The sequence below is a fragment of the Affinundibacterium flavidum genome (assembly GCF_014284175.1).
Classification (GTDB): Bacteria; Pseudomonadota; Gammaproteobacteria; order Burkholderiales; family Burkholderiaceae_D; genus Undibacterium; species Undibacterium flavidum.
The window spans coordinates 186,489-207,820 of sequence record NZ_JACOGA010000001.1; the positions used below are offsets into that span (position 1 = coordinate 186,489).

At 45.7% G+C, this 21,332-nt stretch carries 19 protein-coding genes; 7 read left to right on the forward strand and 12 right to left on the reverse strand.

Translation table 11 applies throughout. The features are described from left to right. Window positions 1-2: 2 nt before the first annotated feature. Window positions 3-743 carry a TetR/AcrR family transcriptional regulator gene (locus H8K55_RS00785; protein ID WP_186940118.1) on the reverse strand — a complete coding sequence of 247 codons (741 nt, stop codon included), beginning with the start codon at window positions 741-743 and terminating at the stop codon, window positions 3-5. Window positions 744-911: 168 nt separating this feature from the next. Here H8K55_RS00785 and H8K55_RS00790 point away from each other — a divergent pair, with 168 nt between their 5' ends. Continuing rightward, window positions 912-1,040 (forward strand): hypothetical protein, encoded by a 129-nt coding sequence (locus H8K55_RS00790; RefSeq protein WP_186940119.1) that lies wholly within the window; start codon window positions 912-914, stop codon window positions 1,038-1,040. A gap of 106 nt (window positions 1,041-1,146) precedes the next feature. Further along, entirely contained in the window at window positions 1,147-1,719 is a 573-nt protein-coding gene (locus H8K55_RS00795; protein ID WP_186940120.1) for a hypothetical protein, read from the forward strand. Window positions 1,720-1,912: 193 nt separating this feature from the next. Here H8K55_RS00795 and H8K55_RS00800 read toward each other — a convergent pair whose 3' ends face one another. The 6 genes from H8K55_RS00800 to H8K55_RS00830 form a co-directional block, all read right to left on the reverse strand. Further along, a complete protein-coding gene (locus H8K55_RS00800) occupies window positions 1,913-2,434 on the reverse strand; it encodes a YcnI family copper-binding membrane protein (RefSeq protein ID WP_186940121.1) in 522 nt (173 codons plus the stop codon). A 248-nt stretch (window positions 2,435-2,682) separates the two neighbouring features. Next, a complete protein-coding gene (locus H8K55_RS00810; RefSeq protein ID WP_186940123.1) occupies window positions 2,683-3,135 on the reverse strand; it encodes a copper chaperone PCu(A)C in 453 nt (150 codons plus the stop codon). A gap of 66 nt (window positions 3,136-3,201) precedes the next feature. Next, window positions 3,202-3,807 carry an SCO family protein gene (locus H8K55_RS00815; protein ID WP_186940124.1) on the reverse strand — a complete coding sequence of 202 codons (606 nt, stop codon included), beginning with the start codon at window positions 3,805-3,807 and terminating at the stop codon, window positions 3,202-3,204. Between the two features lie 2 nt (window positions 3,808-3,809). Then, entirely contained in the window at window positions 3,810-5,165 is a 1,356-nt protein-coding gene (locus H8K55_RS00820) for a PepSY-associated TM helix domain-containing protein (protein ID WP_186940125.1), read from the reverse strand. A 135-nt stretch (window positions 5,166-5,300) separates the two neighbouring features. Beyond that, entirely contained in the window at window positions 5,301-7,607 is a 2,307-nt protein-coding gene (locus H8K55_RS00825) for a TonB-dependent receptor (protein WP_186940126.1), read from the reverse strand. 221 nt (window positions 7,608-7,828) lie between these two features. Next, window positions 7,829-8,206 carry a hypothetical protein gene (locus tag H8K55_RS00830; protein WP_186940127.1) on the reverse strand — a complete coding sequence of 126 codons (378 nt, stop codon included), beginning with the start codon at window positions 8,204-8,206 and terminating at the stop codon, window positions 7,829-7,831. Window positions 8,207-8,356: 150 nt separating this feature from the next. On the opposite strand from H8K55_RS00830, the gene H8K55_RS00835 reads away from it, so the two are divergent. Both H8K55_RS00835 and H8K55_RS00840 read left to right on the forward strand, forming a co-directional pair. Beyond that, window positions 8,357-8,827 carry a CreA family protein gene (locus H8K55_RS00835; protein WP_186940128.1) on the forward strand — a complete coding sequence of 157 codons (471 nt, stop codon included), beginning with the start codon at window positions 8,357-8,359 and terminating at the stop codon, window positions 8,825-8,827. Window positions 8,828-8,967: 140 nt separating this feature from the next. Then, complete coding sequence (locus H8K55_RS00840; protein WP_186940129.1) at window positions 8,968-9,831, forward strand: HDOD domain-containing protein; 864 nt, start codon at window positions 8,968-8,970, stop codon at window positions 9,829-9,831. 149 nt (window positions 9,832-9,980) lie between these two features. On the opposite strand, the gene H8K55_RS00845 is transcribed toward H8K55_RS00840, so the two are convergent. Further along, a complete protein-coding gene (locus H8K55_RS00845) occupies window positions 9,981-10,178 on the reverse strand; it encodes a hypothetical protein (RefSeq protein WP_186940130.1) in 198 nt (65 codons plus the stop codon). A gap of 179 nt (window positions 10,179-10,357) precedes the next feature. Beyond that, window positions 10,358-11,881, reverse strand: a complete 1,524-nt coding sequence (gene dacB, locus H8K55_RS00850) for a D-alanyl-D-alanine carboxypeptidase/D-alanyl-D-alanine endopeptidase (protein WP_186940131.1) — start codon at window positions 11,879-11,881, stop codon at window positions 10,358-10,360. 274 nt (window positions 11,882-12,155) lie between these two features. Between dacB and H8K55_RS00855 the strand changes: the two genes are divergently transcribed. The 3 genes from H8K55_RS00855 to H8K55_RS00865 all read left to right on the forward strand — a co-directional run bounded on the left by H8K55_RS00855 (window position 12,156) and on the right by H8K55_RS00865 (window position 18,636). Next, entirely contained in the window at window positions 12,156-15,506 is a 3,351-nt protein-coding gene (locus H8K55_RS00855; protein WP_222612302.1) for a S41 family peptidase, read from the forward strand. A gap of 300 nt (window positions 15,507-15,806) precedes the next feature. Then, window positions 15,807-17,282, forward strand: coding sequence for a DNA recombination protein RmuC (locus H8K55_RS00860; RefSeq protein WP_186940132.1), 1,476 nt, complete (start codon window positions 15,807-15,809; stop codon window positions 17,280-17,282). Between the two features lie 259 nt (window positions 17,283-17,541). Further along, window positions 17,542-18,636 (forward strand): type I restriction endonuclease, encoded by a 1,095-nt coding sequence (locus tag H8K55_RS00865; RefSeq protein WP_186940133.1) that lies wholly within the window; start codon window positions 17,542-17,544, stop codon window positions 18,634-18,636. Between the two features lie 178 nt (window positions 18,637-18,814). On the opposite strand, the gene H8K55_RS00870 is transcribed toward H8K55_RS00865, so the two are convergent. The 3 genes from H8K55_RS00870 to H8K55_RS00880 are packed head-to-tail and all read right to left on the reverse strand — an operon-like array spanning window position 18,815 to window position 21,172. Continuing rightward, on the reverse strand, window positions 18,815-19,291 hold the full coding sequence (locus H8K55_RS00870; RefSeq protein ID WP_186940134.1) for a DUF2269 family protein: 477 nt from the start codon (window positions 19,289-19,291) through the stop codon (window positions 18,815-18,817). Between the two features lie 14 nt (window positions 19,292-19,305). After that, window positions 19,306-20,667, reverse strand: coding sequence for an SDR family oxidoreductase (locus H8K55_RS00875; RefSeq protein WP_186940135.1), 1,362 nt, complete (start codon window positions 20,665-20,667; stop codon window positions 19,306-19,308). 43 nt (window positions 20,668-20,710) lie between these two features. Beyond that, entirely contained in the window at window positions 20,711-21,172 is a 462-nt protein-coding gene (locus H8K55_RS00880) for a thiol-disulfide oxidoreductase DCC family protein (RefSeq protein ID WP_186940136.1), read from the reverse strand. Window positions 21,173-21,332 lie beyond the last annotated feature (160 nt).

A 21,332-nucleotide genomic window follows, 5' to 3' on the forward strand; every position in this document is an offset into this window, starting at 1 on the left:
TTTCAATTTTCTTCGTTCGTGCTTACGTGTGGGGTGGTGTGTGAGTTGGTGTGTAAATTTGTTTCATCCAAGCGAATTGTTCCGCCCGCTGACTCTGAATGCGTGGCAATGAGCTCGGTGCTAATCCGCAATGCAAACAGCGCGCGATCAACGCGTTGCGCGATACCTGTATCGCTGAGAACAGCCTGTTCCACTTGTTCTTGAAAAAATGCAGGAGCAAATCCTAGCTGTATCACACGTGGGGCGATCAGCATGGGCGCAGCAATTGATCCCATTAAAAAACTCATGGCTTGCATAGGAGCGATTGGTTCAATTTCCTTATCTTCTATCGCTTGCAAAATCAGGCTCAAGATAAGTTGAATGTGGCGCGCGCCATTTTTTTGTAGAAATTGTTGCGCGACTGTATCGCCGCGACTAGCATCAGTCCAGACCCGGCTTAACCAAGGTCCGTGTTCGCGTAGCAGTTTCGCCAAGAGCATTAGTGTTTGCCGCAGACGTTGCAGCGCTGTGCCAGGGTGCAAGGTCTGCGCTTGCAACTGGGCAAACAATTCGTCATACATGGACTGTAACAAGATACTTAGGAAATTATCTTTGCTGCGGAAATGATAGTGAAACATGCCCATATTGACCTGGGCATGCTCAGTGAGTGCCCGCAAAGATAAATCACAGCAGCCGCATTGAGGGAATAATATGCGCCCACTCTGTAATAAGGTTTGGTCTATGTTTTGCGAAGGTCTGGGCATGTCAGTATTGTAATTAGGCGAATGACTAATAATGATCAGTCTGCAACTGATCTCGGTATTAGTCAAGATTAATCAAAACCAATCAATAATTAATCCACAATGAATCAACGATTGGCGTGAAATTTCCTTGGTGGAAATAAGATCTCGTTTCTATTCAAGGATACCAACATGAAAATTGCAACGCGCTTAATCCTGCTGATAGGCAGTCTGGCGATAGTCAGTTTTATCGTTAGTGGCATAGGTATTTATGGCTTAATCAAGTCCAATGAAGCGAATTTGTGCATAGCATCTATATGATCCACAAAACTTACCTCGTCGATATGTTAGTGAAGTCAGTCAGGCAGAATGCTAGACGCTGAGGCTTGAACAGCCTATGATGACTTTTTGATTGATGAGGACGCGTATGAAAACATTATCTACATTGCATAAGACTTTGTTGTTGTTAGTCAGTGCAAGCTTGATATCGGCTCCAGCTTTGGCGGATAAGCCTTCTTGGGCAGGATCTGATCAAGGCAAATCTGAACAACACGGCAAAGGAAAAGGGCACGGTAAGCGAGATAAAGATGAAGAGCGCGACCGTGATGATCGAGGTGGTCGCGATGAACGCGATGACAGAGATGGCAGGGGTGATAGAGGCGATAAAAATGAACGCCAGGCGTCACGCACTTATTTCACCACGCAACAACGCACCGTATTCGTTGACTATTACTCCAATGAGTTCCGTGAAAAGGGCTGCCCTCCGGGTCTAGCGAAGAAAAATAATGGCTGTCTGCCACCAGGCCAAGCCAAGAAATGGAAGCGTGGTCAGGCATTACCACGAGGCGTTATTTATGAGGAAGTGCCGCAACGTGTGATCACTGTCATCGGTGCGCCGCCAGCAGGACATAAGTTCGTCCGTGTTGCTAATGACATTTTGTTGATGGCCGTGGGTACGGGTATGATTATCGATGCGATTGAAGATTTGAATCGTCGATAACTGTGCTTGACTTGAGAAATCTTATTCTGAGATTAGTCTGAGCTTATTCTGAGCCTAAGTTGATTTCTTAATCTGGCAAGGCAGTCAACGTCGTAATTAAAGCCGGAGAAATCCGGCTTTATGTTTTCTATCAAGACTTATTGCGCAGGCTTAATCGGCATGTGCAATAAATTTATTGGGACAATTCAATAAATTAGTGTTGGTGGGTTTCCTGCGTTTTGTTTTCTACTTCTAACATAGGCGCAGGAAATTTGAGATCTTTGCTTGATTTTCCCAGTGAAGGAATTTCTATCCAATCTAAGCGCGCTTTTTCACAAATTTGCGTCACTTTGAAATACAGTTTTTCAGCGACTTCGCCAAGTTTCACTTGTATCGTGAATTCATCGTAGTAGGCATCTGCCAACTCACCACCACTCCAGGTGATTTCTCTGACATCGTCGGTGATCGTCTTGCCATGTGAAGTTTTGGCTTGACTGAGATAGGCACGATCTATCGATAATTTCCAACCAGCCTTGGGCATGGGTTTGGCGTTAGTCACTTGTTCTGGCAAAGTGACTTTGAAGCTTTGGGTAGCGCTTCCGTCGCAGCCATGCGCTACTTTAAAGACGAGCTTGTGATAGCTGCCAGCGCTTGCTTTGGCTTGTTCTAAAGTGACGTGTGCGTTTGTAACACTTGTGAACGTCAGTAAGCAGAGAGGTATTAGAAGTTTTTTCACGATGTTGTCTAGATTGCGTGTTGGATTAAATGGTTTGCTTGTAGTGCGGTGCTTGATTGACTCATCAGTTTGAGCTCAATGACTGGCGTCGGCGGTGTTCCTTTTATTGCTTGATTCAGATAAAAGACATATCCGTGCCAGGTCGCTAATGCCACAATTGCAGCAACATTGAAACAACGCAGCGTACTGAAAAACATCGATAAATTGAACTTCATATTACCTTCTTATACATGTTGTGAACTGATGCTTTACATTTTGTGCGCAGAGGTATTTATTGCTTTACCCAATGCTTTTACTTCTATGGTTTGTGTTTTTTTATCTTTGTCCTCGACGACTAAAGTCAACGGAATTAAGTCACCTTCTTTGACTTGTGCTGTCAAGCCTAGCAACATCACGTGATAGCTGCCAGGTTTCAATTCAATAGTTTTACCTGCAGGTAAATCGAGGCTCATGATTTGGCGCATTTTCATGACGTCTTTATCCATTTCCATAGTGTGAATCTCGACGTTTTTGGCCGCTGGTGAGCTTGCGGAAATTATTTTCACATCTTGCGTAGCAGTTAGCTGCATGAAAGCGCCTGTGGCCTTTTGTTGTGGCACGGTGGTGCGTACCCACGGATCTTTGACGGTAACTTGAGAAAATGCGACGGCACTGATCGTTAAGCTGAGTGCAGCGAAGAATTGCGTAATGATTTGTTTCATGGTCTTTCCTTTCGGTGGTGGGGACTGCATAAAAATAAGTTTACTGCAAAATGACTGCTAATAAATTCAAGATGTTTGTTTCATCAGTTGACGAATATCAGAAGCGAATTGACCTGCGTTATGTTCGTGTCGCATGGCTAATCTGATTTTGCCTTTGGTATCGAACAGATAGCTGAGCGTGGAATGATCCATGGTGTAGCTACTGCCTGTGGCGACCTTAGCATAAAAGACTTTAAACTCTTCAGCAACTTGTTTTGTTTGTTCTGCCGTGCCCCGCAGGCCAATAAAACTAGGGTCAAAATTTTGCGTGTAGGCGCGCATCAGGTCGGCGCTGTCACGTTCGGGATCAATGCTGATGAAGATGACTTGTAATTGCTCGCCGTCTTTACCTAATTTTTGTTTGACCGCTGCGGCACGAGCGAGCGCGGTGGGACAGATATCTGGGCATTGTGTAAAGCCAAAAAAGACCAACACGTAGCGACCTTTAAATTCGGCCAGTTGTCGCTGTTTTCCATCGCTATCACTCAGTTTGAAATCACGACAATAGTCGGCACCGGTAATGTCGATGCTATTGAAACTGACGACATTTTTTTTACATGCGGTCAGGCTCAGCGCCAGTACACTAAGCAGAAAGGCGCGACGATTTTGTGCTTGAAGTAAGGTATGCGTCATGATCATTTGGACTGAGTAGTCGATTTAATTTGCTTGAACATCAGCGCAGCTTCAACGCACATCAGAATAAATAAGCTTACGCCGAACACAGGTAGCGCGAAACCCAAGGCGAGTAGCAATAGCCAGATCCACCAGGGAATTGCAATGGCATGCGTGGTGTTGATGGCCGGTGCCGACACACTACGTGCTTTGCGCCTCTGTAACCACATGACATAGCCTGAGATGACTGAGAAGATGACCGAGAATCCGACAAGGATGAGTAAGACTTGATTCCACCAGCCAAATTCTCCACGATGAAAAGGAATGCCGACCGCAGTCGCTTGCGCTAGTAGCGGTAAATTGCCCCAGCCCGATTGATAGAGCACGGCACCTGTGTAGGCATCGAGTAGGAGTTGAAAACGTTTTTCGGGTTGGCTGCGATCATAGTTTTCTATGCGCCAAATACCTTGTGCTGATTTGGGTGGCGTGATCTGTATTTGCACAGCGGGCGCTAGTTGGCGCGCTTTGAGATAAATGGCCTGAGCGCTTAACGCAGGCATGCCGTCTACAAAGGTCGAATGTAAGTCCTTCGGTGGCTTTGGTGAGCTTTGCCCTAATGCCGTTTGCATAGAACGAAAATTTTCACCTGCGTATTTGGACCAGGTGATGCCGGTTAACATAATCACCAAAGTAACGATACTGAGAATGACACTGATGATGCTATGTAAATAGCGCCAGTTGGCGCGACGGTTTTGGCTGCTATTCCAACGCAACACGCTAGCCCAACTGGCTTTGCCACGCGGCCACCATAAATAGATGCCTGTGATGAGCATCATGATCATCCAGCTAGCGCCCAGTTCGATAATCCATCGCCAACTATCATCTTGTAACATGGTGGAATGCAATTTGCGCGCCCATTCCCTAAATCGGCCATCTTCTGCGATGCTGGCTTGTATTTTTAAGGTGCCGGGATTGATATAAGCGATGAAGGGACTTGCTTGCGCAGTCGTTTCTGCATGATGTTGATGTTCACTATTTTTAGCAGTTTGACTAATCTGAGTGTTGCGTTTTTTCTTCTCGCCAAAAATGATTTGGGTTGTTTGTGTATTGGTATAAGCCGGAATGATAGTACGGACAGACTCACCGGGAAATTGCGCTTGTCCTGCGGCGATTTGTGCATCTAAATTTTGCGCTGGTGCGATCGCATCGACGGTATCAAGTTGTGCATGACACCAGCCTTCAATTTGTGGCGTGAACACATATAGCAATCCACTAATCGCAGCGAATAGCAGAATTGGCGCGGTGATCAGGCCTGCCCAAAAATGCAGTCGCCAAAAGACGCGTTGTAAGAGGGCACTGCGGTTGAGTTGATTTCGCATAAATTCTTCAAATAGTAAAACGTGAAGTCAGACGTGAAGTGTCTGTAGGGTGCGCCGCGCGCACCGCACCGCTAGCAAATAGTAGTGATAATGTTGGTGCGCACGGTGCACCCTACTATTTGCCGTTTAGCTCAGTTAGTAATCAAACTTCAATTCCGCCACTACACTACGTTGTGTGTAAGGATGGAAGGCCCAGTACTTCTTGTTATTCAGATTATCGACGCCAATGGCGGTACTCCATTGCTTGTCGATTTTGTAGCGCACACGTAGATCCGCAACGATGAAGCGAGAAACGCCAGTGTAGGTGAACTCGTTAATATCGCTATTATCCAATGAGCCGTATTGGCGTCCGCTGTAACGTACGCCCAGAGTCGTACTCAATTGATCGCTGTGGCGATAGCTGGCAACCAAATTGGCGCGCCATTCCGGCACACGTGGTTGCCACTTGCCGACACTCTTGAGAAATTTATCGTTCTTGACGATCTTTGAATTTGCATATGTGATACTGGATGCGAGATCCAAACCCAGTATCCCGACATCGCTGGCTTGATAAGCGATCTCCAAACCATTGGTGCGTATCTTGTCGACGTTTTGAATATTGGTGATGGTTGGCGTGACCAAGGTATTTGTTTGTGAATACAAAGCATCTATCGTGTCCTCATGGAAGTAGGTGACACGCAATAAACCTTTACCATTGTCCAATGAATGTTCAGCGCTCCACTCGCTGGTCCAGGATTTTTCTGGCTTCAGATTGGGATCATTATTGATGATAGTTTGGGTTGAGATCGTACCTTGATACAGCTCAGACACGGTAGGCATACGAATGGCGCGACCGAGGGACGCTTTCAAGCTTAGTTCATCATTGGCGCGGTAGGCCAATGCTGCTTTAGGGGAGAAATAAGATTCATCACGTTTGGCAAAAGGCACAGTGCTTGTCGCATTTGAGAGCGCGCCATCATGGGCCGACCATTGTTCAAAACGGCCACCAAAGATAGATTTCCAGTCCGTGTTGATACGCCAAGCATCTTGTATGTAAAAACTATTCAGTTCTGAATTGCCTTGAAACGCGGAGAACCTTTTTGTTGCAGCGGCGTTCATCCAGTCCGTGGTATCCGACACCAAAGTACGCAGTTTATAGGCTTCACGTTGATAACCAAATTCCGCCATATGTTGTGAATTTGGACGCCAAATGCCTTTGAGCGCCAGTGTATTCCAAGCAGTGCCACTACCATCAGTAATCCGTCCAGCACCACCAGTATTGGCGACAGGGATAGCCACTGTTGGCGCACGAGCGATGTCTCTTTGGTAGTCGTACAAACTGGCGGCTAGCTCCCAATCCCATTCACCTTTGGTATTACTCTTAACATTCAAACCGTGCGTGACATGCTCTAATTGATTTTTGGAATTGGAAATATCGATAGGCTGGTTTTTGGTATTTGTGATATCGACAGGGCTGAGCGTATATTTTTTGCCAGCGATATTGACGTCACCGCTGTAGACTGGGTTGCCTGCCGCATCACGTAAATAAGTGTCGGCAGTGCTATTCATAGTATTGCGCCACACGCCAAACGTATAGCTGGCTCGCAGCATCGGTGTGATCTCATACGCTAATTTGATTTTGGCGTGATCTTGTATGGTGTGGTATTGGCCTGTTGCTGCGATTAGCCACCAGTCTAGGCCTTGCGGATTCTTGCCGGGAATTGCACCTGTCACTGGCGTGCCAGCAGTTCCAGGGACACCGGTGGAAAGCAATTTATTGACGAAAGCAATCGGGTGACCATTGCTGTCGAGTCGATTGATATTCGCCCACCAAGAAAATGCACCTTGCTTATTACCGAGACTGGCGCTCAGTTGTTTGCCACTGTAACGGTGATCGGTGCCAGCTTCTTGGAAATTTTCGGAGAAGCCTACTAACTTTGCATGTGCTTCAAATTTTTCGGGCATACGCGTTACATAGTCAACGACCGCACCGACAGAATTACCTGAATAGGCGGCGGAAAATGGACCATATAAGACATCAACACGTTGAATTTCTTCCGGCGTGACCAAGCCCCAGCGCGGCGTGAACGATGCGCCGTTACCCAATAAATTCGACAGCAAGATTCCATCGGCAAATACCATGGAACGGGCGCTATTGCCTGTGCCAGAAGCGCGGGTCGCTAACACGGCGTGATTGTAATCGCCGACATAGCGCTTACGCACTAACAAACTCGGTAAGTATTTGAGGGCATCTTCAGCGTCGATGGCATTGATAGTCGTTGCTAAAGTTTTGGCATTGATCCCTTCTATCGTGGTCGGGATTTCGGTAGGAAGTGTCGTAGGTTTATCCGCTTTTATCGTGACACGTTCTATTTGGTCGTGGCGATTTTGTTGATCAATTGCAGATTTCTTATCGTCGGTCGCACAGGCGGCCGTAGAAAAAAATGGAAAGACAGTAGCCATCGCGAACGCAATTGCGAACGAAAATGCGTTGTGTTGAAGTGAATATTTCATAAGTTAAGTTCAATGTCCGCCACAAAACTGTGAAGAATTTGTAAGCAGAAAAAATCAAATTGGAAAGGTGCGCTGGAGCGGAAATCCTTCATCGTGAAGATTTTCTTAGCAGCACAGTTCGAAATAGTGTGCGACGCTAAAGTGGACTATAGCGACGACAGCGGTTTGATTTAATTGAACAGTGGTGGCCCACGAGCGGGCAGAGGGGCAGCGACAATCGCGGCGAGTCGTGCCGCTGGAATCGATTGTGTTGCATAAGATAGGGCGTGCACTGGAGGGCAAGCATCTATCATTGGAAGTTCAGGCGCAATGCCGGTTGGTACGCAAAATGAACACTCGAGCGTGTGTGTACTGGTTTTGCCATCAACGACTTTGCCTGATTCATTGACGAACTTAATGCCTGTGCTGGTACACACCATGCTGCCACCTTTTCCATCGACCATAGGCGCAGCCATCGCGATACTCAGCGTTAATCCGTAAAGGAATAACACAGCGATCACGAGCTTGTTAGCACGGCGTAAGCGATGGAATAGGGAGAATGAGAACATGGGGCGCGATTGTAGCAGGAAACCGCTGCCGCAGTTCAAGTAGAAAGGCGTTTGAAGTTCACGGCATTTAAGAAAATCTCAATCAGGTGTAGAGTGTCTAAGTCACCTGCTGATAATTTAGCTAAAAAAACCAAGAAACCAAGGATCACTATGAAGCTTTTGAAATTATTACCAATCAGTTTGTTGCTGTCAGTGAGTTACGCCCATGCGCAAAAAATTGGTAGCGTTGATACTGTTTTTAAACTAATCGGACCAGATCACAAAATTGTCGTGGAAGCTTACGATGACCCGAAAGTAAAAGGCGTCACTTGTTATGTCTCTCGCGCCAAAACCGGCGGAATCAAAGGCGGCTTGGGTTTGGCGGAAGATAAAGCTGAAGCCTCAATATCCTGTCGGCAGGTTGGTGCGATCAGTTTTGATAAGCCCTTGAAGCAACAGGAGGAAGTGTTTAGTCAAAGTCTTTCTATTTTGTTTAAGAAATTGCGCATCGTCAGAATGGTGGATGTGGAACGCAATACTTTGGTCTATTTAACTTATTCAGATAAATTGATTGAGGGCTCACCACAAAATAGTGTGACTGCGGTTCCAGTTGATAGGCAAACACCAATCCCGATGAAGTAAATTTAATAATGTTATTGGAATGCCATTTTTTGAGGTGGAGTTTTTTTTAGAAGGGTTTCTAGAATTGATTTCCGCTTGGAAATAATGTCTAATGCTAGACATTCCCGAGTCCGCATTTTTCAACACAATTTGAAGTCCAAATGAATCAATCCGTTCAACCCGTGGTGTCTGATAAACAAGCTGTCGATAGCTTGTTAAAAACCATACGTATTCCACCGCGCCCGAGTTTATTGGTTGATTTGCAAAAAGAATTGAATCGTGACGACCCCAGTGCGAAAGGTATGGCAAAGATCATCGCCAATGACGTTGCACTGGCGGCATCGTTAATGAAACTGACTAATTCATCTTTCTTTGGACTACGACTGAAAGCGCAATCAGTTGATCACGCGGTTAATTTGATAGGGACGACTCAGACTGGCATTTTGATGACGGGGATTATTGCACGTCAAGCCGTGGCTGGCAGCGCCAGTTCTATGGCGAAATTCTGGGATTTTTCAAGTAAGCGTGCGCAGGCTTTAAGCGCGATGGTGCGACGTATTCCGGTTTGTTCGCCAGATGTTGCGCATACTTTTGGTTTGTTTTGCGATATCGGCGTACCAATATTGATGGAAAGATTTCCTGATTATGCTGAAACCTGGACAAAAGCAAATAATGAATTTGATCTGCCTTTGACCGAGATCGAAGATCAACGTCATATCACCAATCACGCATCAATAGGCTCATTAATGGCGCGTACATGGGGTCTGCCGGAACAAGTCTCCACCACTATTTTGTTGCATCACGATTATAAAACGCTGGAAGATACCGCGACCGACGATGGTGTCCGCGGCTTAATCGCTTTATCGACTTTGGCTGAATACGCAATTCAGAAATACGAAGGTGAAGAACGATCAGCAGAGTGGCATAAAGGCGGTGCCATGGTATGCCAATATTTAGGTATTAGTTTGGAAGATGCCGAAGACTGGTGTGAAGAACTGCAGGACTTGTTCAATACCACGCATTGACTCACCATCCATCAGATCGCGAGGATAGCGCGAGGACTTCGTGAGGACGTCGTAATCAGCTCGTGATTCATGGCCTATCACTTCGACAGTCTTGCAGATCTTTCAAACAATTTCTTATTCAACAATCACTTCATGACTGCGCAAATACCTTAGCGCGGTCTACCACCCAATACACGTGCCGGTAAAAATACAATAGCGCGTATCAATTCAAATACCGCATCCAAGGTGATCCCGATCAAGCGGAGAGGCAGGAATATGAGCCAGACGATAGGGTAGAGCAATAGTGCCAATAAGGCGATAGGCCAGCACAAGATGAAAAGTATGATCCAAAGTAAAAAACCTATCATGATAGTGTCCTGTTTTTAAAATAAATTGCACAACGCATGTAGCGCTAAAAAGATGATGTTAGCAATATAGCGGACTTGAATTTGCGCTGCTTGGATTATCTGATCAACTGACAAATCTCAGGGTTCAATGGTCAATTATTCTGTATTAACTGATGAATCAATCGTCGAATATGCAAAAACTATGGCCTGCCATTTGCCAACCAATTGATCGCTTCGTCTAAAGCAGGTTTGGCTTTGCTGGCAATCGCTTCATCCGTGTTGACGATTGCCACCAAGATCCAATCTTGATCTTGCACATCACGTACATATCCAGCCACCGCCATCACATTTTTTAGATAGCCCGTTTTGATTCGCGCTCTGGCCTCGGCTTTGCTAGCTTTCAGGCGATTGCGCATGCTGCCGTCGATGCCAACGATCGGTAAGCTGCTGGCAAATTCTGGATACCAATTACTGTTGGCCGCTACTCGCAAAATGCTGGCTAATTGCCAGGCACTGATGCGATCCAAGCGCGATAAGCCAGAGCCATTTTCAATAAGCAAATTGCTGCTGTCGATGTTGCGGCGAGTGAACCATTCACGCACGACAGCATTCGATGTTTGACTTGTATCTGCGAAATTTTTTGCTAATGCTGATTCGGCTCCCACTGTTAAAAACAAAATCCGCGCCATCGCATTGTCGGAATATTTGTTGATAATGCGTATGGTTTCAAGCAAGCTCTCAGATTCTTTTTGCAAGAGTAAATTTGCATTCGTTGGCACGACGCCATCGACGATATTTCCTTGCCAGTTGCCACCAAGTTCTTGCCACAAGGCTTTGAATACGCTGGCAATATAGGCATTGCGTTCGATCAGATTGAGATAGACGTCGGCGCGGCAATTTTTAGGAAAAGTGCCGTTTATAGTGATGTCAATTTTTCTCTGTGTGTCGATGCTGATCTTCGGCGACAGCCAGCCATTTTTCCATTCACTGCAGGGGGAATTACTGCGCGTCATTTGATTCATGACCCTGACATTATCCATAGGCGTGGTCAATTTTACGTCGACAGTATTGTTGTCCGCACTCACGGAAAACGCACTGATATTGCTGTGCACGAGTAAGGCATCTGGGATGACGTTGTAATACGCATCGGGATTTTCATCAAAAATCGGCGCATTTAATTCAGGGCGATTGGGTTGGAAATAACTACGGTCAAGTACCAGATCACCACGAATTTCGCGCAGGCCTTGCTGACGCAATTGGCGTAATAATTGACTTAATTTATCCCAGGTGAAATTCGGATCGCCACCACCTTTGATATACAGCTTGCCATTCAAGATGCCATCTTTGAATGTGCTATCAGTATAGATTTGCGTTTTCCAACGAAAATTGGGACCGAGTTCATCGAGCGCAATAAAAGTGGTTAGTAATTTTAAGGTTGAGGCTGGGCTGACACTGTTTTCCGCCTGATAGTTCAGTAAAGGCACGCCGCTATTGGCGGGCAAAATCAGCAATTGCATCTGTTGATTCTTCAGACCAGCTTTCTTCAATAAATTTTCAACCGAAGGTGGCAGGGTGTTTTGCGCGTTTGCCGTCATAACAAGGCAGGCGTTGATTGCTACCAACACACTGAAGACACCTAGAAATTGCGTACATTGCCCGAGCGTGATTTCTGCTATGCGTTTCAATGTGATTGTTTGGGCGAATATGGGTGTAATTCTGAGCATTCTTGTTTTCTCGTTAAAATTTTTCTTAGTATGCCACGAGATCCGCCCGATACTGAGAGGAATGTTGCAGTGCAACTCTGAACGGCAACCGTCGCACGTAAAAAGACCTCATAAAACATGCCGCCAATAAATGCCATTTAGCGATGTAATCTGGCAACAGTGGCATGTCGATTGAACTTCCCGCCACGCTTTTGCTCTATTCTCTGTTATCCAAAATTAATCTGATTGTGCAGATTATCTTTTACGGCAGGTTTGTTCCTTACAGGAGAATGCAATGCGAGTTTCTTCCCCCATGAAAAAAATATCGAAGACGTCCATTAGTCTATTTGTCGCCGCTTGTTTTGGCGGTGCACTGTTGCCAGTGGCGAGTTCTGCAATGGCCGATACACAATTATTACGTCAACCGAGTGTTTCTAAAGACCATCTTGCTTTCGTGTATGGCGGCGATATTTGGCTCAGCGACCGTGACGGTAAGAATCCTAAGCGTCTGACGCAACATCCTGCATCAGAATTCTCACCGACGCTTTCACCGGATGGGAAGTGGTTGGCATTTTCCGCTTCGTATGATCGCAACATTGACGTTTATGTGATGCCGGTAAGCGGTGGCGAGCCACGTCGCCTGACCTGGCATCCAGGTGCTGATGTAGTAGTCGGCTGGAGTCCAGATAGCAAGCGTATTGTGTTTTCATCCGGACGTGAAATCGGCGTAAGCCGTAGTACACATTTGTACGAAGTTGCCGTCGAAGGCGGGCAAGAACAAAAAGTGATGGAAGCGATTGCTTTTGAAGGTAATTGGTCGGGTGACGGCAAATTGTTGGCGTATCGACCTTTTCCTCAAGCTTATTCCGGTTCCAGCGGCTGGCGCCAACATCGCGGTGGAACAACGCCTCCAATATGGATTATCGATTTAGCGAATAAGAAGCTCGACAAAATTCCGCATGAAAATGCCACAGACAAATCACCAGTGTGGATTGGTGATGAGATTTATTTCATTTCTGATCGCAATGATGGCGCGGCCAATTTGTTTAGTTACCATCGCAAGACCAAGGCTCTCAAACAAGTGACGAAAGAGACTTTGTGGGATATTCGCAGCATCAGTGCGAATGGCAATAGTATCGTGTATGAAGCGGGCGGAGTACTCAAAGAATTTGATAGTCAGAGCGGTAAAACTAAAACAATTTCGATTGATTTAAGTGCGCAAACTGGACAAGCAAACCAAGTACGTCCGCAATGGAAAGACGCGACTGCAAATATCACCTCCGTCAATTTATCACCCACTGGCAAACGTGTTGTAGTGACGGCGCGCGGCGATGTATTTACTGTGCCGGTTAAAGATGGCTCAGTGCGCAATTTGACCGAGAGTGCAGGCGTGCGTGAGAAGGATGCCATCTGGAGTCCGGATGGAAAAACGATTGCCTATGTTTCCGATGCGGGTATAGAGCATAAGATTGTCATTCGGGATCAAACCGGAGTTGGTGCGCCCAAGACTTATGCATTAGGAAAGGCGGGTTATTTCACACTGTTAGACTGGGCACCAAATAGCCAGAGCATCGTGTTTCAAGACAATCATTTGCAATTATTCAGCTTGAATATTGCACAGGGAAAGATCACTAAAATCGATGAAAGCGCCCGGCGCGCCCGATTTGCGACTTCCTTCTCCAGTGACAGCCGTTGGTTAGCTTATACCGTGACAGGCGCTAATCATTTTTCACAGATTAAGCTTTATGATTTTCAATCAGGTAAATCCATCATACTGACAGATGGTTTGAGTGATGCCGACAATCCCGCTTTTGCCCAACAAGATTACTTGTACTTTACCGCTTCTACTAATGCTGGACCGACCCATGTCGGGCTCGATATGTCGACGCAAGAACGACCGCTACGTAATGGCATTTATGCCGTAGTGTTAGCCGCAGATGGCAAGTCACCCATGTTGCCGAAGATGGGTGATGAAGAAATTAAAAAAGAAGCCAAAGCTGAAGTAGCGAGCGCCGATGGTAAAAAAGATGAGGCAAAAAAAGACGACAAAAAAGATGAAGTCGCTAAGCCAGCAAAAGCGGTTAAGGTCGATCTGGCAGGTATACAGCAACGTATCGTTGCTTTGCCTATCGCAGAACGCAATAACGGTTCCTTACAAGTGGCAAGTGATGGCGGCTTATTTTTCTTAGAGCGACCACAACCTGGCAGCAGCAACGAACCTCCAGCTGATCGCAGTGGCAATACCGCAAACTTAATGCGCTTTAATGCAGAAGATAAAAAAGCGAAATTGGTCAAAGCAGGGATTGCCGACTACAGCTTGAGCGCTGATGGTAAAAAATTGCTGTTGCAATCGACGGGCGCTAAGTTAGAGATCGCCGATGCTGCAGAAAAAATCGATCCCAAGCCTATCAATCTCAGTGGTTTAAGAATGCGCATAGATCCACGTGCAGAGTGGGAACAAATTTTCAATGAAACTTGGTGGATGCAGAAAGAATTTTTCTACGACGCCAATCTGCATGGCATCAATTGGGATGGCATTTATCAACGCTATCATGCCTTACTGCCACACGTACAAAGACGTGAAGATTTGAACGACTTGCTGGTCGAAATGATAGGTGAATTGCAGGTTGGTCATAATCGTGTTGGCGGTGGTGATATTCATCAAGAAGCACCCGTTGCGGTCGGTTTGCTGGGTGCAGACTTTAGCTTTGAAAATGGTCATGTGCGTATCAAAACGATTTTGAAGGGTGATCGCTGGAGCCCATTCTCGCCAGCACCGTTGGCGGTACCAGGATTAGATGTGAAAGAAGGTGATTACATTTTGGCGATTGATGGTAAAGCCTTAGACGCAAAAACAAATTTGTACGCGCTGCTGGAAAACAAAGTAGGCAAACAAGTGAGTTTGAGCATCACACGTGATCTGACGAGTAAGGCAACGCACGAAGTCGTGGTGCAAGCAATTGCGAATGAAGCTGATCTGCGTCAATGGCATTGGATAGAAAAAAATCGTGACTACGTGCAAAAGAAAACTGATGGCAAAGTTGCCTATGTTTATTTGCCAAATACGGGTGCAGAAGGCTATCAATACTTCAATCGTATGTTCTATGCGCAAGCAGAAAAATCCGCTTTGATTGTGGATGAACGCCGCAACGGTGGTGGGCAGGCAGCCAATTACATTACTGATGTCTTGAGTCGTCCGTATCTGGCGGGTTGGAAAGATCGTGATGGTATGATTTACGAAACACCAGGTGCGGCGATTTACGGGCCGAAAGCGATGTTGATCGATCAAGATGCTGGTTCGGGTGGTGACTTCTTGCCGTACTCATTTAAGCGCCTGAAATTAGGTACGCTAATCGGTAAACGCACTTGGGGCGGCTTAATCGGTATTTCTGCCAATCCGAATTTGATCGATGGTGGTAATTTAGTCGTGCCATTCTTCCGCTTCTTCACGCCGGACAATGAATGGCGGGTTGAGAATGAAGGAGTTGCGCCAGACATCGATGTCGATCTCGATCCTTTAGAAGTGAATCAAGGCAAAGATCCTCAGTTAGATGCCGCAATTAAAGATGTGACCGACAGACTGAAAACCTATCGCGACACCAAGCTACGTGTGGCACCGCCTATGCCTAAGAAGTTGGGACAATAGTAGTACTTCGAAATTCTTAGTGAAAGTTTGCTCAAAGTCCCCTCTCCCGCATGCGGGAGAGGGCTAGGGTGAGGGTGGTTCAGAAATAAAACAAATTTTGATCAATGAAAAGTAGGGCGGGTGCAACCCGCGCCGAACATGGGTCGATCTCGCTTGCACGAAGGTTTGGAGGCGCGGCTTGCACCCAACCTACAAAGTCACAAACCCCACCGCTAAAATTCCCTGCCGAATAAATCCCAATCCCAGTGTGACTGAGGGATAATAAACATCTCAGTATTTTTCCCTCATTTGATCATCACCATGTCCAGCATAGAAATTATTCTCCTGATCGCCCTAGGCATTGTCGTCTGCTTGCAAATTGTTTTGCTACTCCGTAAGTCCGGCAGCGACCCCGCAGCTCAGTTACTTGCTTTGCAAACGCAATTGCAACAAGCATTAGCGCAGCAACAGCAAGCGCAAGAACGTACAGAACGCGATTTGCGTGAACAAGTGCAATCGACAGCGCAGGCTACACGTCAAGAATTGGGCGGCAATTTCGCTCAATTTCAACAAGCGCTTGCTGCACAATTAACTAGTGTGGCGACATTACAAAATAATCAAATCGATGCCTTCTCGCAGCAATTGGTGAAGTTAAATGAAACCAATGCTCAGCAGCTAGAGCAGATGCGTCAGGCCTTGATACAACAAGGACAGACCGCACGCGACGAGCAAGGTTTAAGTTTGAAGCGTTTCGCGGATACCTTAAATCAAACCCTCACCAGCATGACCGAATCGAACGCGCAGCGCATGTTAGAAATTCGCTCTACGCTAGAACAAAAAATCCAGCAACTGCAAGCCGACAATGCAGGCAAGTTAGAAGAAATGCGTAAGACCGTGGATGAGAAATTACACGCCACCTTAGAACAACGCTTGAGCGAATCCTTTAAACAGGTTTCAGAACGTTTAGAGAAGGTGCATCAAGGTTTGGGTGAAATGCAGCAATTGGCAATTGGCGTCGGCGATTTAAAACGCGTACTGACTAATGTTAAAACCCGTGGCACTTGGGGTGAAGTGCAGTTAGAAATGGTCTTGGAGCAAATGCTCACGCCAGATCAATATGCAAAAAATGTAGAGACCGTGCCGGGCAGTGGCGAGCGTGTGGAATTTGCCATCAAATTGCCAGGCAAAGAAGATGATAGAGCGCCAGTTTGGATGCCGATAGACGCTAAGTTTCCGAAAGAGCAATACGAACGCCTGCTCGATGCTGCAGAGCGCGCCGATGCCGAAGGTGTCGCCCAAGCTGGTAAAGAATTAGAACGTGCGATCCGCAATGAAGCAAAAACCATCGCCGAAAAATATTTGTCTCCACCACTGACGACGGATTTCGCCATCCTGTTTTTACCGACCGAAGGCCTGTACGCAGAAGTCATGCGCCGCCCAGGTTTGGCCGATGAATTACAACGCACGCATCGTGTCTCTATCTCGGGACCGTCGACGCTTTCCGCATTACTCAATAGCTTGCAAATGGGTTTCAGAACCCTGGTTTTGGAAAAACGTTCGTCCGAAGTTTGGCAAGTACTAGGCGCAGTCAAAACCGAGTTCAGTAAATTCGGCGATGTATTAGCCGCCACCAAAAATGCGCTGGTAAAAGCGGCGGATAATATCGACAAAGCCGAAGTGCGTACTCGTCAGATGACACGTAAATTGAAGTTGGTTGAGGCTTTGCCGACTGATGCTGCGCAGAGTTTGTTGGGCTTAGAGAATGGTGCTGACGATAGTGGGGAAGAGGAAAATTAGGTTTTATCTAAACTCAGTGGAATTAATATCTGGCAGGTGTAATCAAATTCTTGTTAAGATAGTTGAAGATTGTTTTATAGTAAGTTCATTTGATAGATGAGTCTCAGGTTAATTTTTGATTGTTTAAAGAATTGATTAAAAAAATGAAGTCAAGCTGTAATACAAACTAAAGAGCATCGATTTCGCTAAATTAAATTTAATAATTTCACACTCAATTTAAGACTGACGCTAAGTGTGATTACCAAAATAGGAATTAATTATGGATTTTATAGATCAACTCCGTTTGCTCGCATCTCGAATCAATACCACTAAAAATTTAATTCAAACGGAAGAGGCGACAAAAAATGCGATGGTAATGCCATTCATCCAAATTTTAGGATATAACCCGTTTGATCCCTTTGAAGTTACACCTGAACTGGTTGCTGACGTTGGAACAAAAAAAGGCGAAAAAGTTGACTATGCGATTTTGAAAGAAGGGAAGCCGATAATAATTTTTGAATGTAAAAAGTCTGGAGCCGACCTTAATATTGGACATGCATCTCAACTCTTCCGATATTTTCATGTTACCGATGCGAGATTTGGTGTTCTAACAAATGGATTGATTTATAAATTTTTTACTGACTTGGAACAGCCAAACAAAATGGACGAGAAGCCATTTTTTGAATTCGACATTCTAGATTTCAAAGAGCGCGACGTAGAGGAACTGAAAAAATTCGCAAAGTCTACATTTGATGTAGATACCATTTTAACGACCGCAAACGATCTTAAATACACGCGAGCGATACAAAACAAGCTTTCGGAGTGGATTTATTCGCCCTCCGAGGAATTCGTTAAATTACTTTCTTTAGACTTGTTAGGCAATAAACGATTTACGCCTGCTGCAAAGTTACAATTTACGGAGATAACAAAGCGCGCTTTTGAACAGTTAATTGGCGAGAAAATAAATGAGAGATTGAAGGGCGCAATGACGCCAGAAATATCGCTGCAAGTGACCGCACAATCTGGCGGTAAAGTTGAAGATACAAAAGAAAATCAAGAACAGCAAATTGTTACGACGCCCGAAGAAATGGAAGGATTTTATGCAGTTCGGGCAATGTTACGAGAGGATGTTCAATCAAAACGTATTGTTATGCGCGATGCTCAAAGTTATTGTGCAATTTTATTAGATGACAATAATAGAAAACCAATTTGTCGATTGCGATTTAATAATCCTCAAAATCTTCGTGTTGGCTTTTTTAACGAGAAGAAGGAGGAGGAAATTTTTTCATTGAATTCTATTGATGACATTTTTAATTATTCTGATAAATTGAAAGCTACTCTTGCTACATACAGTGGGGAACCGGCAAAAGACTGAATTGAATATACAAAATTCCCCCTCAGATTTAACCCGTACAAATCTTATTTTTTTTAAGAGCGATACACGTGAGGGGGCGTAGTATCGAATAGTTCACCAAATCAAGGCAATCTATAATCAACCCCCAACAATCAGTATCGAGTGGCTTTAACGACTGGACAACGAATTTATTCACACATCACACCCACAATCCAGGTTTATTCACCATCAAATAAAACACCCCCAGCATTGCCAGAAATGCTGGGTAGCCTAAAGCTTCCCAGTAGCGGGCGTATTGCCAGTATTGTGTTGGTAGCGCTTGTTGTTGGGCACAGGCTGATTGTGCCAGGTGCTGCATTTTGATTTGTAACCATACGACGGGCAGCCAGCAGGCTCCTGCAAGGATATATAAACCGATAGACAATAAAATCCATGGAGTATCTAAAGGCCATCCTGCAAGATACGCTAATCCTATTCCACTGAGCGGTTGAATGATGACGGTAGGAGTGGTGAAACACCAATCCGCCAATACCACAGTCCGTACAACGATGGCGATCGCCACAACGTTCTTGCTACGATTGATACAGTAGAGGTAAAACGCCGACCCAAAGCCAGTGCCAACTAATAGCACGGAGGAAATGATGTGCAGAGTTTTCAATAAGAGATAGGTATTCATTATCTACTCTTTGGTTAGATCTTTTTTTTGATTGTCGAATGCGTGATTTTGTCGCTTGCGGTTTCACTTGCAGTCAGAAAAAATAAAATCGCCAATATTGGTAAATTTTTCAGAATGAGTGCGAATGGATGTGCCAGAAATGTAGGTAAACACACGCCAATGATGAAGGAGTATGTGAGTATTAAGGCTGTTTGACATAGCCATAATTTTCTAGAAGGACGGCTGAGCGTCGCGATTCCAAGTAGCACATCGAAACTAATTGCCAGATACAAGACGACGGTTGCAGCTAGTCCACTGATGCCGACTTGAGCGAGTAAATGGAGGCTATCTTCACGTGGATAAATCCACAGCGAAATAATGCCAGTGCTGATCCATAGGAAAGCAAGAACCAGTCGAAATAAGAGTTGAGTCCAACTTGAGATTGCCACTGCAGCCAATGCTTGTGCCTGTTGATCCGTAAACCAATCATCTACACCGCGCGGCACTCGCCCCAGAAATTGGGTGAAAGCCAAACTGTTGGCGACGTTGCCTTGTTCTAACATCTGCAAGGTTTCTGGTGCAAAGACTTTCTGTGGCAAATAGCGCGCAAGGTGGGCGCTGATGCGCATCACTGACATTGGTACGTGGATGAACATGGCTGACGATAGGTTCATCGCATCACGATAGTGTTGCAGCATTTCGCGATACGTGAGGGCTTGCGGTCCGACAGCGCGAATAATCTGATGCGGCGCGGCTGTGTCGGTGGCGATCTGTGCTGTCCAAGTACGAACGCACAGGCAGAGATCCTCGATATGTACTGGTTGGAGTTGTTGTTCACCACCGCCTAGTAAAGCGATGACGGGCAGGCTGGCGAGACTGCGGAAGAGTTGGCTGCTGGCACCGTCAATCCCGACGATTAAAGATGGGCGCAAGATCAGGTGAGGGCAGTGTAGTTGGCTTAAGAATTGGTCTGCGGCGCGCTTAGTTTGCAGGTAGTCGCTGAGTTGGTTTGGCGTAGCAGATGCCAAATTGAGTTCGTTATCATCTGGGCCCAGTGCCGAGATTTGCAATATGCCACGCACACCGGCATCGCTTGCTGCTTGAAATAATACGATTGGCGCATTTTGGTGAATCGCGGCGAATGGCACTTGTCGGGTCTGCATTAAGATGCCAACGGCATTGATCACGATGTCGATATTTCCCAATGCAGCGAATCGTTTTTCCCAAATTTCGATGGACGTATCTTTGCTGTAATCGATCAATAATTCGCGCCTTTGTTCTGCCGTATCTTTACTAAATTGGTGAACCCCGTGAATTAAAGTATGTCCAGCTTGTTCTAGCGTATGACTTAGATGGCGGCCGACAAAGCCATGTGCCCCGCAGAGTAGGATTTTCATAAACTATTCTCCTTCGTTGACTGAATCGAGATCTCGCTTGAGCTTAATCTTTTTCTGCTGGAATGCGACAGGCTCCATCCTTGCAGTGTTGGCTCTGATTTTGTGCGCGACGCGCAGCTCTATCTGCAGCGATCTTGAATAGGAAGCCAGAGAAGCGATTAGATAAACGGTAACGATTACGAGCAACGTGAACATAAGCCCAATCGAATAATGGCTTAAGCACTGGCAAGGCAGTCGGTGCCGTAATCCAGCCCAGACCCACTGCACCATAAGCGAGGCGAAATACTTCGACGCCTTTTGCCATGCTGCCATCAGGGCGCATCGCATGAATAATTTCCATCATGTCTTTTTTGCTGGCGGGATAATCACTATCATCAAAATCCTCCGCAGACACATCGATAAAACGCAATAAATCCTGATCGTTACGGGCTTTTAGATTGTCAATTTCCAATTTGCAAAGTGGGCATGATTCATCGTAGAGCAGAGTGAGTGGGTAGTCGTTCATGATGTTTCCTTGGTTTATTGATGAGTGATTATTTGGGTGATCAATTCGCTGATTATTTCTAGAATGGTATTTTTTTAAGTTTTTACGGTAGCCTATTTCCTCTTACTTTATTTCTGTAATTTCTGTCTAGACAGAAATATGCATTCAAAAAAATGCGCAT